Raw genomic sequence first — 12269 nt, 5'->3', positions numbered from 1 at the left:
GCCGATCCCGCAAGCCGAGGCATTTGCACCGATGACATCCAAGAACGGCCCCCTCCGCGTCGGTATCGGCGGCCCCGTCGGGTCGGGCAAGACGATGCTGACGGAGAAATTGTGCAAGGCGATGCGGGAGGAGTTCTCCATCGCCGTCATCACCAACGACATCTACACCAAGGAAGATGCGATGATCCTGGCGCGCCGGCAGGCGCTGCCGGAAGATCGGATCGTCGGCGTCGAAACCGGCGGCTGCCCGCATACCGCGATCCGCGAAGACGCTTCGATCAACCTGCAGGCGATTGCCGAGATCAACCGGAGGATTCCCGGTCTCGATATCGTCTTCATCGAATCCGGCGGGGACAATCTGGCGGCGACCTTCTCACCCGATCTTGCCGACCTGACGCTGTATGTCATCTCGGTTTGCCAGGGTGAGGAGATCCCCCGCAAGGGCGGGCCGGGGATCACGCGCTCCGACTTCCTGATCATCAACAAGAGCGACCTCGCGCCTTATGTGAATGTCGACCTGGACGTGATGCAAGCGGACGCGGCGCGGATGCGTGGCACGCGCCCCTTCGGCTTCACCGACCTCTCCCGCGGCAAGGGGCTCGAAGACGTCATCGACTTCATCGTCGAATATGGCGGCCTGTCGGAAAGCCGTGGCAAGGAGCATGGCTTGGCAGAAGCCTGATCGATGGACACGGATCCAACTTCACCAGCCCGCCAGGATACGATACCGCTGCACTTGCTGCGCCTGGTCAGTCAGGGCCTGCCCGTCGGCGGCTTCTCCTATTCCCGCGGCCTTGAGGCGGCCGTTCAGGCCGGTTGGGTCCTGAACGAGGCAACGGCGCGCGACTGGATTCTCGGCACGCTTCGGACGAATGTCGCGCAGCTGGACGGCGCCCTGTTCTGGCGCATGGCGAATGCTCTGGAAGCCGCCGACCAGGAAAGCTTCCGCGCGGCGAATGCCTGGCTCGCGGCGGGGCGAGAAAGCCGCGAATTCCAACTGGAGGACAGACGCCTGGGCGAAGCGCTCCTGCGCCTCCTCGTCGATCTCGAGGTTCCCGCCGCCTTGTCCCATCGCGACGGCGAACTGACCTTTTCGGGCGCTTTTGCGCTGGCCGCCCATCATTGGCGCATCGCTCCTGCTGCGGCGCTGAGCGGATTGCTGTGGGTCTATGTCGAGGGACAGGTGAACGCGGCGATCCGGCTGGTCCCGCTCGGCCATACCGCGGGACAGCGCATCCTCGTCGAGGCCGTCGATGCGATCGAGCAGGCGGGCACCCGCGCCCGATCGCTCAGCGACGACGAGGTCGGCAGCCTGTCCCCGGCCTTGGCCATGGCAAGTGCCTGGCACGAGACGCAGTATAGCCGCCTGTTTCAATCCTAGCGCACGGCAAGACAGGCGTCTGACGCGAACGATCTGCGTCTCGCAATTGCCCGGTGCTCGCTCTACTTTGCAGCCGATCCGCTGGGTCAGAATTGGGGTGAAGGTGGAACGGATCACGATTACCATCGATGCGGATCTGCTCGCATTCGTCGATACGCTGAGCGCCTCGAAAGGCTATGGCAGCCGTTCCGAGGCGATCAGGGACATTCTGCGACAGGCGGCCCGCGTGGAGGCCAACGCCGATCCCGACGCACCCTGCTTCGCGACGCTTGCCTACGTTTTCGATCACGAGACGCGAGATCTCGCACGCCGGCTGACGAACCAGCAGCACGACCATCATGATCTCTCGGTCGCGACCCTGCATGTTCATCTCGACCGGCATGAATGCCTGGAAGTCTCGGTGCTCCGCGGTTCCAGCGGCGAGGTCCGCGCCTTCGCCGACAGCGTCACCAGCCAGCGCGGCGTCCGGCATGGCCATCTTCAGATCGTGCCCGATGCGACCGCGGCCGACGACAAGCGTCCGCACGAGCACGATCACTGAGCATTTCGGGCGCTCCGCTGCTCAACATTTCGGCGATACAGCCTTCCGCGCATATCGTATGAGTTTTCTATCAAAACCTCATACATCGATGCGTCATGCTTCGTGCCCATCTGCGCACCCTTGCTCTGGCCGCGACCCTGCTCGCCGCTTCCTTCGCCGCGGCACAGGAGAAGCCGCTACGCGTGGCCGAGATCTGGGAAATCCCGACGCTCGACCCCTCTCAGGACGGCACCCTGATGAAGGAAAAGGCGATGGTCACCGAGACGCTGGTGACCAGCACTCCGGATTTCACTCTCGGTCCAGGGCTGGCGCTGTCATGGACGCGCGAGAGCGACACAGTCTGGCTTTTCAAGCTGCGGCCGGGCGTGAGTTTCCATGACGGCTCGCCGCTGACGGCCGGGGCGGTGGTCGCGAGCCTGTCCGACACGCTGAAGCGGAGCGGCTCCGTCAGGAGCTACACCAAGATCGCCGATCTGGAGGCGCGCGACGCCGGCACCGTCGCCATCACCACCTCCAAGCCGTTCCCGGCGCTGCCCGCGGCATTGGTGTATTCCAGCGCGGCGATCGTATCGCCGACCTCGCCCCGGTCGGATGACGGCGCGATCGAGCGTCCGATCGGCACCGGCCCCTTCAGGATCACGGCCTGGCAACCGGCCGCGCAGAGCTTCGCCGTCGAGCGCTTCGACGGCTATTGGGGCGAGAAGCCCTCGATTCCCGCGATCAATTTCCGCGGGATTCCCGACCCGACCACCCGGTCGCTCGAACTGCAGAAGGGCAGCGTCGATTTCGCCTCGGAGGTCCCTTACGGCGACCTCGACCTGCTTGCGAGAAAGGGTTTCACCGTCTCGCGCAACGTCACCGCCCGCAACTACGTGCTGAGCTTCGGCAGCCTCAAGGATACGCCCTTCGCCGATCTCCGTGTCCGCAAGGCGCTGTCGCTCGCCATCGATCGGGAGGAGATCGCGCAATACGTCTTGTTCGGCATGGGCCGCGCCGGCATCGGTGCCTTCCCGGACAACATGGCTTTCGCCGACAGGTCCATCGCCGTGCCGAAGCCCGATCTGGCGGGAGCCCGAAGGCTCCTGACGGACGCCGGATATGCGCCTGGGCCGGGCGGCGTCATGACGAAGGACGGCAAGCCGCTCGGCTTCACCCTTTATACCTATGCGCAGCGGCCGGGGCTCGTGCCGATCGCCGGGGCGCTCCAGAACCAGCTCCGCAAGCTGGGGGTGCCCGTCGAGATCAAGGTGACGACCTTCTCCGCGATCGCCAGGGAGATGAAACCCGGCGACGCTAGGCTCGCCGCCCTGGCCACGGCCATGTATCCGCATCCCGATTTCTACCTGCGCCAGACCTATCATTCGCGGGGGGCGATCAACAGCTGGGGCTACGCCAATGCGCAGGTCGACCACGACCTTGCGACAGTGCTTTCGACGCATGACGAAGCCGAGCGCACGGCCGCCTATAAGCGCGTTCAGCGCATCGTGGCCGAGGAGGAGCCGTGCCTGACCATCGCTCATTATGGCGTCAACGTCGTGATGAAGCCCGGCATCACCAATTACACCTTCAATCCGATCGCCCACGACTACATGCTCGATCCGCGCATGAAGGTCGCCCACTAGATGACGGCCTATGTCCTCAGGAGGTTAGCGCTGGCGGTTGCGATCGTCCTGTGCGCCACCTTCCTGACCTATGTGCTCCTGCGTCTGGTCCCGGGAGAGCCGGCGGAGGTGATCCTCACGCGGGTCTTTATCCAGGACCAGACCGCGGCCGTCTCGCAGGCGGACGTCGCAGCCATTGCCGGGCGCTTCGGGCTCGACGCTCCGCTGGTCGTGCAATACGGGCGCTGGCTCCTCGGCGCCGTGAGCGGAGACCTCGGTCATTCGATCCGGACCGGTCGCCCGGTCGCGGTCGAACTCGGCTGGCGGCTCTCCGCGACCGGGCTTCTCGCTTTCTTCGCGACGCTTCTGTCGCTCGCGCTGACCATCGCCCTCGTCGCCCTGAAACGCGCGGTTGCGACACCGCTCGCCGCCCGGGGACTCGAGCTTCTCGCCGTCGGCTCGGTTGCGCTGCCCACCTTCTTTCTCGGCGCGCTCCTGATCATCGTCTTCGCCATCGGACTTGATTGGCTGCCGGTCAGCGGTTTCGCGGATTGGACGCATCTCGTCCTGCCGGTCGCCGTCCTGGCGCTCGGCCAGTTCGGCTTCAACGCCATTCTTCTGGACGATGCCCTGAGCGACGCTTTCGGCGCCCCTCATATTGCGACCGCGCGAGCGAAGGGGTTGGACGAGGGCAGGGTGCTATTCGTCCACGCCCTGCCCAACGCGGTCGTGCCGTTGATCCCCTATCTCGCGCTGCAATTCGCCTTCCTGATCGGCGGCGTGGTGGTGGTCGAGCGCCTGTTCTCGATCCCCGGCCTGGGCGGCTACCTGACCGATGCCCTCGACAACCATGACGGCCCGGCCTTCCTTGGCGCGATCGGCGTCATTGCGCTGACGGTTTCCACGGTCAATCTCGCCGCGGATCTGGCCGTCGCGCGGATCGATCCGCGCATCGGGCTCGACAGGCCCGCGTGGTGAAACGGCCTTGGCGGGCGGGGCGGGCGCGCATCCTGCTGTCGGCGCTCCTGCTGGTGCCGATCGGTTACGGGCTGATGCTCAATCCTCTCGACGGCTCGCTCCGCGCCAGCCTGCGGCCGCCCGGGGCGGAATTCCTGCTCGGGACCGACCATCTCGGCCGCGACGTGCTCGCCCGCATCGCACATGGCTTCGTGCTCGATGTCTGTCTGTCGCTGGCCATCGCGGCGTTGTCATTCGCGATCGGCTTGGGCATCGGCATGCTGGCCGCCGCGATCGGCGGGCGGCTCGACCGCGCCCTGACCTTTGCGATGGACGTGCTGATCGCGCTGCCGCAGATCGTGATCGCGCTGATCCTATCCGTTTATCTTGGCGGTGGAGCGCTGTCGCTCGTTCTCGCCCTGTCGCTGGCCGGATGGGTGAAATATGCGCGGATCGCCCGGGCCACGACGTACTCGCTCCGGGAGCGGGAGTTCGTCACCGCCGCCCGGGCTGCAGGGGGGAGGCGCCTCTATCTCCTCAGGAGGCATATCCTTCCCCAGCTCCTGCCTGTCTTCACCGGCCTGCTCCCTCTCCAGTTCGGGCACAACATCCTGAACATCGCCGCGCTCGGATTCCTCGGCATCGGTGTTGCTCCGCCGACTCCGGAATGGGGAGCGATGATCGCCGAAGCACGACCGTATTTCTCGCGTGCTCCCTGGCTCGCGATCGCGCCCGGCGTGTTTCTTTTCCTGCTGACAGCTTTCGCCCTCTCGATCGCACGCAGCGTCAACAGGCGTCTGGCGTCCTAGTATCGGCCGCCAGGATCGTACGCCCTCGCGGTCGAAACGACGGGCTCGGAGCGACAGGGATCATCGCGCTTCCCGTAAGTGGACGCACCACGTGCCCGATATAGGCAAATTGCGTTGAAGAAGTCCGCCGCAATAATTCTGTTCTTCTGCGGGTAGTGTCGCCAGCTATAGGGGAGGGTGTTCTTGAGGCATGAGGGCGGGAATGCCGATCGAGCCACACCATTCGCTTCCGCGCCGCCCCCGCTAGAGGCGATAGATGCGCGTGGCCGTGTCCGAAAACAGCGACGACCTGTCGTCGGCGGAGAGGTCCGCCGTCAGGCGCTTGAAGGCGTTCCAGCCTGCCGCGCAGGCATAAGAGCCACGGTCCACCGGTGCGTTGCTTTCCAGCATGCAGCGCCTCGGTTCGAAGGCCTCGATCGCGGTTTCCACATAAGGCCGCCACGCGTCGGCGAGCGCGCGTGAATCGGGCGGCCGCGTCGCTCGCTCGAAGCCGAATCCGTTGATCCGCATCCCGAGGCCGCCGATCTTGGCGACCACGTTCGGGCAGCGGGCGAGGTTGCGGATCGCGCGCTCCCAGACCTGGAACAGATCGTCACGCCGCCCCTGATAGGCACCGGCGCCGAGGATGCCGCCGAGATGGTCGAGTACGATCGTCGTCTCCGGGAAGGAGTGCGCCAGCGCCGTCAGTTCGTCGAGCTGCGGCTGGAACAGCCAGGCGTCGAAGCTTAGCCCGAGCGGTGCCAGCCGGGCGAACCCTTCCCGGAAACGGGCGTCGCCGAGCAGGCCGGGCGGGCCGGCGCTCAGCGGGTTCATCAAGGTCGGGTCGGCGTCCCACACCGTGATGTGACGGATGCCACGGAACCTGCCGCACCCCTTCTCCAGATGCGCGAGAAGAACGTCCTCGACCGCCGCGCCCAGGCGCAGATCGGCATGGCCGACGATGCCGGAGCACAGGGCAGGCTGGTCCGGGCCGAGCCGCTCCGCCTCGGCCGCGATATAGGCGGTCTCGCCGACCGGGCGCAGATGCACCGGCTGGGTTGCATCATAGGCTGTCTGACATTGCATGAAAACGGAGGCGACGATGCGATGGCCGCTCGCGGCGAGCTCTGCCTTGTAATCGTCGATCAGGAATCTCCAGCCCGGCCGGTCCCAGAGATGGTGATGGGCGTCGACGATTGGCAGTTCTGGTTCGAGCGCAGCCTCCGGTGCCTGCGCCAGCCAGTCGGGGCGCAGCGGCAGATAATTGGCAACCGGCGCGTTCATCGCTCGCGGCTGGGCACGGGCCGTCGTGACGGCCCGTCGTAGCGATAGGCGAAGCTGCGCGGGATCGGCCCCTTGTTGCGCTCGCCGCGTCCGCTCTGCTCCCAGGCATGGGCGAGGATGCCGACCGCCCGCGACAGACAGAACACGCCGCGCGCGAGCGGCGCGGCGAAGCCGAGCTCGCCATAGATCACCGCGGTGGCACCGTCGATGTTCATCGGGATCAGCCGCCCCTTGCGCCGCTCCAGGCAGCGTTCGACCGCTCGTGCGGCCGTTGCGTAGCGGCCGGTGATGCCGCCCTTGCCGACCGCGGCGTCGACGAGTGCCAGCAGGCGGCCGGAGCGTGGGTCGACCGGGTGGAAGCGGTGTCCGAAGCCGGGCAGGTACTTGCCGCGCGTCGCGATAAAGGCATCGATCGCGGCTGCTGCCGCATCGTCCATGCCACAGCCCGCCGCACATCTCGCCAGCAGCTCGTCATAGAGTTCGAGCGCCTGCTCGCCTGCTCCACCATGCACGTCATCGAGGGTGTTGAGCGCGGAGGCCAGCGCTCCGTTCAGCGGCAGCCCGCAGGACACCGCCATGCGCGAGATGGCGATGGAGGGCGCATGCGGGCCGTGGTCGACCGAGGCGACGAGCGCGGCCTGAAGCAGTTGCTCCTGCTCCGGGCTCGGCAGCTCGCCGCGCAGCATCAGCCAGATCATCGCCGGAAAGGAGACGGCGCCGATCAGCTCCTCGATCGGATAGCCGCGAAAGGCGATGCGGCCCGGCGCGATGTCCGCGATCCCTGTCGACCAGTACTCGGCGATCTTGTCACGATCCGAGGACGGAGCTTCACCGTTCATGCTGCGCTCCTGTGCCGTTCGCAGCCGACGATCCGGCGCGCGATCAGGCTCTCGATCTCGTCTTCGCCATAGCCAAGGCGCCGCAGCCAGGCGGTCGTGTCCGCCCCAAGTGCGGGCGGGTGTGCCGGCGGCGCGAACGGCTCGTCCAGCAGGAAACCTGGCCGGGTCACGCGCAGCGGGCGACCGCCGCGGCCCTGGGCATCGACGGGCTCCACGAAGCCGCGCTGCGCCACCTGTGGCTCCGCCATCACCTCCGGCACGGTGAGGACGCAGCCCGCCGGCACGCCGGCAGCGTTCATCAGACGCTCCCATTCGCGTGCCGGGCGCGTGGCGAGCGCCTGTTCCAGCGCCGCGGTCAGCGCCCGGCGATTGTCCTTGCGGGCCTGGCGGGATGCGAAGCGCGGATCGTCGATCAGCTCGGGCCGTTCGATCAGGCGGCACAGCGCCTCGTATTGCTTCTGCTCGTTGGCCGCGATGTTGAGCGGCCCGTTCGCTGTCCGGAAGGTCCCGGACGGGGCGGCGGTGAAGTTTTCGTTGCCGATCGGCTGCGGATCGACATCGGCATTGAGATGGTTCGACACGACCCAGCCCATCGCGGCGAGCGTCGATTCGAGCAGGGACACGTCGATGAAGCGACCCCGCCCGCTCTGCTTCTGATCGACGAGCGCCGCCGAGATCGCGAAGGCAGCGGTCAACCCGGAGATCGTGTCGGAGATCGGAAAGCCGGTGCGAAGCGGGGCGCTCTCCTCATCGCCGGTCACGCTCATGACACCGGAGAGACCCTGCACGATCTGGTCGTAGGCCGGGCGCCCCGCCCAGGGCCCGGTCTGGCCGAAGCCGGAAATCGCGCAGTAGACCAGGCGCGGATTGACCTGCGACAGGTCGTCATAGGCGAGGCCCAGCCGCTTCATGACGCCGGGGCGGAAGTTCTCGAGGACGACGTCGGCGGTGGCGACGAGCCGCAGGAAGACCTCGCGACCCTCCGGCGCCTTGAGATCGAGCGCGATCGACTGCTTGTCGGCATTGACCGCGACGAAGGAAAGGCCGGAGAGGCGTGCCGCCATCTCGGGATCGGCGCCAAGCTTGCGGGCGAGGTCGCCGCCGTCCGGCTTCTCGATCTTGATCACCTCGGCGCCCAGGCGGGCGAGGTTGTACCCGCAGAACGGGCCGGCGAGCACGTTCGAGAGGTCGAGAACGCGCACGCCCGCAAGTGGCATAGTCATCTTCTGTCTCCGGCTGCGCGGGATTATTTGCCGATACGCCTTGCGGCTTCGTCGGCGAACTTGTTCGTGTAGGTCTTGGAAAGGTCGATACCGGCGGCGGCGATCGCCGGATCATAGGCGGTGAGCACCGACAGCGGCGTCTTCAGGGTTTCCGGCGCGAACCGGCCATCCTTGGAGAACAGCCCGGTCGAGGCGCGCATGATCTCGATGTTGAGCTGGCGATCGTCGAGCTTGTACGCCGCCGGGATCGCATCGACGACGGCCTCCGGGCTGTTCGAATGAATCCAGCGCACGGTCCGCAACATGGCGTTGGCGAGGCGCTGCACGGTTTCCGGATTCTTGTCGATGTAGCTCTGGTTGAGATAGAGGCAGGCCGTCGGATAGACGCCGCCGAAGGCCTTCTTCGACCCTTCCTCGGTGCGGCCGTCGAACAGGATTTTCACGGCGTTCTTGCGGGTCAGGATGGTCGCGGTCGGGTCGTAGAAACCCAACACGTCGACCGCCTTGCTTTCGAGCGCCTTCATGCCCGGGGCGCCGCTGCCGACGCCGATGAACTCGACGTCACGGGGCCCAAGCCCGTTCACCTTGGCGTAATAGCGCGCGATCATGTCGGTCGACGAGCCCGGCGTGGTGATGCCGACCTTCATGCCCTTCAGGTCGGCGCCGCTCTTCACCTTGTCCCCGAGATCGGCGCGGACGCCGAACACGATGCCGGGGACGTCGTTGAGCAGAAAGACGCAGGAGATATCCTTCTTCTTCGCCTGCATCTGGATGGTATGGTCGTAGAAGCCGACCACGCCGTCGACCGAGCCGCCGACCAGTGCCTGCAGCGCCTTGGCGCCACCGGCCTGGAAGTTCTGGATCGTGACGTCGAGGCCTTCCTTCTTGAAGTTCCCGAGGGAGTCGGCGAGCGCCAGCGGCATGTAGTTGAGAATGGCGGAGCCGACGGCGAGGCTAACCGCCTTGTTCTCGGGGTCGGCGGCGCGCGTAGCGCCCGCCGGGAGAAGCAGCGCGAGGGCGAGGGCCGCAGCCCGGCTTGCGAACGATGTCATCTGTTTCCTCCTGCTCGATTATGTTTGTCGTTGCGATGCGGGTCAGGCGTCGTCGAGCGACGGGGCCGGACGCCAGACGAGGAGCCGCTTTTCGAGGCGGTCGACCACGAGATCGAGGCACACCACGAAGACGGAGAGCACGACGATGCCGGCGAAGACGCCGGTGGCGTCCATCACGCCCTCGGCCTGCGCGATGATATGGCCGAGGCCCATCGAGGAACCGAGATATTCGGCGACCACCGCTCCCATCACCGCCATGCCGACCGAGACGCGGAGCGACGACAGGATCCAGCTCATGGCCGATGGGATGTAGACGTGCCGCAGCAGCGAGAGCTTGCTGGCCCGCAGCAGGCGGGCATTGGCCAGCACGACCGGATTGACCTCGCGCACACCCTGATAGGTGTTGAAGAAGGCGATGAAGATCACGATCGTCATGCCGAGCGCGACCTTGGAAGCGAGCCCGAGGCCGAACCAGATCACGAAGATCGGCGCCAGCAGCACGCGCGGGATCGCGTTGAAGACCTTTATGATCGGCTGGATGACGTCGGCCGCGAAGCGCGAGAGGCCGAGCCAGATGCCGAGCGCGGTACCGCCGGTGACACCGAGCACGAACGACAGGACGGTCTCGAGCAGGGTGATGCCGAGGTCGCGCCAGATGTCGCCCTCCGCGAACCATTGCGCGATGCGCCCGAGGATGGCCGAGGGGGCCGGAAAGAAGAACGGGTCGATCATGCCGCTTCTGGCGCCCGCTTCCCAGGCGGCGAAGAAGCCACCGATCAGCACCAGCCGGGTCAGCCTGATCTTCATGCGATAGGCGGAAGCGGCGCTGCGCCGGCGCGCCTCGATGGCATCCTCGGTGGTGTCCACTGGCGGCGCGAAGGCGAGCGTCTGCGACTTACTGGACGACATAGCTCTTCTCCACTTCGGCACCGAGGAGATTCCAGATCTCTCGGTAAAGGCTGACGAAGGCATCGGTGGTCGCCAGCGCCGAGACGTCGCGCGGCCGCGGCAGTGTGATGTTGACCTCTCCGATCACGCGGCTGGCGGGGCCGGCTGACATGACCACGACCCGGTCTGCAAGGGTGATCGCCTCGTCGAGATCGTGGGTGATGAAGACAAGCGAGCGGCGGTCCGCCTGCCACAGATCCAGCAGGATCCGGTGCATCAGACGACGGGTATGCACGTCGAGAGCCGAGAATGGCTCGTCCATCAGGACGATGCGCGGTTCCATGATCAGCGTCTGCGCCATGGCGACGCGCTTGCGCTGCCCGCCCGAGAGCTGGTGAGGATAGCGCTTCTCGAAGCCCTTCAGGCCGACCCGGGCCATCCAGATCTGCGCCTTGGCTCGAGCCTCTTCCTTGTTCATGCCGCGAAAGATCAGGCCCAGCGCGACATTGTCCTCGGCGGTCTTCCAGGGAAGGATCGCTTCCTGCTGGAGCATATAGCCGCTGTCGCCGTTCAGGCCCTGGAGCGGTTTGCCGAACACGGTGACCTCACCGGCGGCCGGCCGAAGCAACCCGGTGACCACGTTGAGGATGGTCGACTTGCCGCAGCCGGTCGGCCCGACCACAGCCACGAACTCGGTGTCGCCCACGGTGAGATTCATGTTGCCGACGGCGGTGAAGGCGCCAAAGCGCACAGCGACGTCGTGCAGCCGAACAGCTGCTGTCCCCTCTGTCATCGTTCCTCCTGATAGAACATCATTCTATTTTGTCGCGCTTCTAGCAGGGTCTGGATGGTCGCGTCAAGAGGGTTTCGCTCGACAGAACGGAAAAAGCTCGTGAGCCTTGGCTTCTTGCATGATGATGCAAACTGCGTTCTACTAGACAGAACGATCTTGATGACGAGGTAGACATGTCCGAACCCGGCACGAAACGGGAGGGAGTCGACGCGGTGGAGCGGGCGCTGGCCATTCTCTCGGCCTTCAGCGAGCAGGCCCAGGAGCTGAGCCTTGCCGAGCTGGCCCGGCGGACGGGGCTCTACAAGAGCACGATCCTGCGGCTGGCGGCCTCGCTCGAGCACACCCGCTTCCTCACGCGCGGGGGTGACGGTACCTTTCGCCTGGGGCCCGAGCTCTGGCGGCTAGGCTCGCTCTACCGGCGCAGCTTCGATCTCGGCGAATATGTCCGCCCGACGCTGCGCGCCCTGGTCGAGGCAACGCAGGAGACGGCCTCCTTCTACATCCGTGACGGCGATCAGCGCATCTGCCTCTACCGGCTCAACTCGCCGCGCTCGGCCCGCCATCACCTCGATGAGGGCGTGCGGCTGCCGCTCGGCCGCGGCGCCGCCGGGCGCGTGCTGCTCGCCTTCACCGAGCTCCACGACCCTTCACTGCAACCAATCAGGGACGCTGGCCTGGTGATTTCGCGCGGAGAGCGCGATCCCGACGTGGCGGCGGTATCCGCGCCGGTCATCGACAGTGCCGGCCATCTGCGCGGCGCGCTCTCGCTCTCGACGCTGATGAGCCGCTTCGACGAGGCGGCTCAGCACAAGCTGGCGGAAGCCATCGTGCCGGCAGCGAAAAATCTCGCGGCGCGGCTTCCGGCCGAATGACCAGGGCTTTGCCGGCGGCCACCGCGCAACTTGCAGAGCCGAGAGGGGCC

The 12269-nt window shown here is 66.3% G+C and carries 13 protein-coding genes; 7 read left to right on the top strand and 6 right to left on the bottom strand.

Annotated elements, in window-relative coordinates; all coding sequences use genetic code 11:
* Nucleotides 1–31 precede the first annotated feature (31 nt).
* The 6 genes from ureG to AB4Z10_RS09810 all read left to right on the top strand — a co-directional run bounded on the left by ureG (nucleotide 32) and on the right by AB4Z10_RS09810 (nucleotide 5289).
* Nucleotides 32–682, top strand: a complete 651-nt coding sequence (ureG, locus tag AB4Z10_RS09835) for an urease accessory protein UreG (protein ID WP_441470210.1) — start codon at nucleotides 32–34, stop codon at nucleotides 680–682.
* Between the two features lie 3 nt (nucleotides 683–685).
* Nucleotides 686–1381, top strand: a complete 696-nt coding sequence (locus AB4Z10_RS09830) for an urease accessory protein UreF (protein ID WP_441470209.1) — start codon at nucleotides 686–688, stop codon at nucleotides 1379–1381.
* Nucleotides 1382–1484: 103 nt separating this feature from the next.
* A complete protein-coding gene (nikR, locus tag AB4Z10_RS09825) occupies nucleotides 1485–1922 on the top strand; it encodes a nickel-responsive transcriptional regulator NikR (protein ID WP_441470208.1) in 438 nt (145 codons plus the stop codon).
* A gap of 95 nt (nucleotides 1923–2017) precedes the next feature.
* Nucleotides 2018–3544: an ABC transporter substrate-binding protein gene (locus AB4Z10_RS09820; protein ID WP_441470207.1), complete on the top strand. Its 1527-nt coding sequence runs from the start codon at nucleotides 2018–2020 to the stop codon at nucleotides 3542–3544.
* Nucleotides 3545–4501 carry an ABC transporter permease gene (locus AB4Z10_RS09815; RefSeq protein WP_441470206.1) on the top strand — a complete coding sequence of 319 codons (957 nt, stop codon included), beginning with the start codon at nucleotides 3545–3547 and terminating at the stop codon, nucleotides 4499–4501.
* Nucleotides 4495–5289 carry an ABC transporter permease gene (locus tag AB4Z10_RS09810; RefSeq protein ID WP_441470205.1) on the top strand — a complete coding sequence of 265 codons (795 nt, stop codon included), beginning with the start codon at nucleotides 4495–4497 and terminating at the stop codon, nucleotides 5287–5289. Before AB4Z10_RS09815 ends, AB4Z10_RS09810 begins: the two co-directional genes overlap by 7 nt.
* Nucleotides 5290–5532: 243 nt before the next feature.
* Here AB4Z10_RS09810 and AB4Z10_RS09805 read toward each other — a convergent pair whose 3' ends face one another.
* The 6 genes from AB4Z10_RS09805 to AB4Z10_RS09780 all read right to left on the bottom strand — a co-directional run bounded on the left by AB4Z10_RS09805 (nucleotide 5533) and on the right by AB4Z10_RS09780 (nucleotide 11347).
* Nucleotides 5533–6552 (bottom strand): amidohydrolase family protein, encoded by a 1020-nt coding sequence (locus tag AB4Z10_RS09805; protein WP_441470204.1) that lies wholly within the window; start codon nucleotides 6550–6552, stop codon nucleotides 5533–5535.
* Complete coding sequence (locus AB4Z10_RS09800; protein ID WP_441470203.1) at nucleotides 6549–7391, bottom strand: citryl-CoA lyase; 843 nt, start codon at nucleotides 7389–7391, stop codon at nucleotides 6549–6551. Before AB4Z10_RS09800 ends, AB4Z10_RS09805 begins: the two co-directional genes overlap by 4 nt.
* On the bottom strand, nucleotides 7388–8614 hold the full coding sequence (locus tag AB4Z10_RS09795; protein WP_441470202.1) for a CaiB/BaiF CoA transferase family protein: 1227 nt from the start codon (nucleotides 8612–8614) through the stop codon (nucleotides 7388–7390). Before AB4Z10_RS09795 ends, AB4Z10_RS09800 begins: the two co-directional genes overlap by 4 nt.
* Before the next feature lie 23 nt (nucleotides 8615–8637).
* Nucleotides 8638–9666: an ABC transporter substrate-binding protein gene (locus tag AB4Z10_RS09790; RefSeq protein ID WP_441470201.1), complete on the bottom strand. Its 1029-nt coding sequence runs from the start codon at nucleotides 9664–9666 to the stop codon at nucleotides 8638–8640.
* Nucleotides 9667–9708: 42 nt separating this feature from the next.
* Nucleotides 9709–10473, bottom strand: a complete 765-nt coding sequence (locus tag AB4Z10_RS09785) for an ABC transporter permease (protein ID WP_441470412.1) — start codon at nucleotides 10471–10473, stop codon at nucleotides 9709–9711.
* An 88-nt stretch (nucleotides 10474–10561) separates the two neighbouring features.
* Entirely contained in the window at nucleotides 10562–11347 is a 786-nt protein-coding gene (locus tag AB4Z10_RS09780; RefSeq protein ID WP_441470200.1) for an ABC transporter ATP-binding protein, read from the bottom strand.
* 173 nt (nucleotides 11348–11520) lie between these two features.
* On the opposite strand from AB4Z10_RS09780, the gene AB4Z10_RS09775 reads away from it, so the two are divergent.
* The gene (locus AB4Z10_RS09775; protein WP_441470199.1) at nucleotides 11521–12219 is read left to right on the top strand and encodes an IclR family transcriptional regulator; all 699 of its coding nucleotides are present in this window, start codon (nucleotides 11521–11523) and stop codon (nucleotides 12217–12219) included.
* Nucleotides 12220–12269: the final 50 nt, after the last annotated feature.

The sequence above is a fragment of the Allobosea sp. RAF48 genome (assembly GCF_052114025.1).
Lineage (GTDB): Bacteria > Pseudomonadota > Alphaproteobacteria > Rhizobiales > Beijerinckiaceae > Allobosea.
Note: the sequence above shows the minus strand (reverse complement) of the source record. Positions and strands in the feature narration are given on the sequence as shown.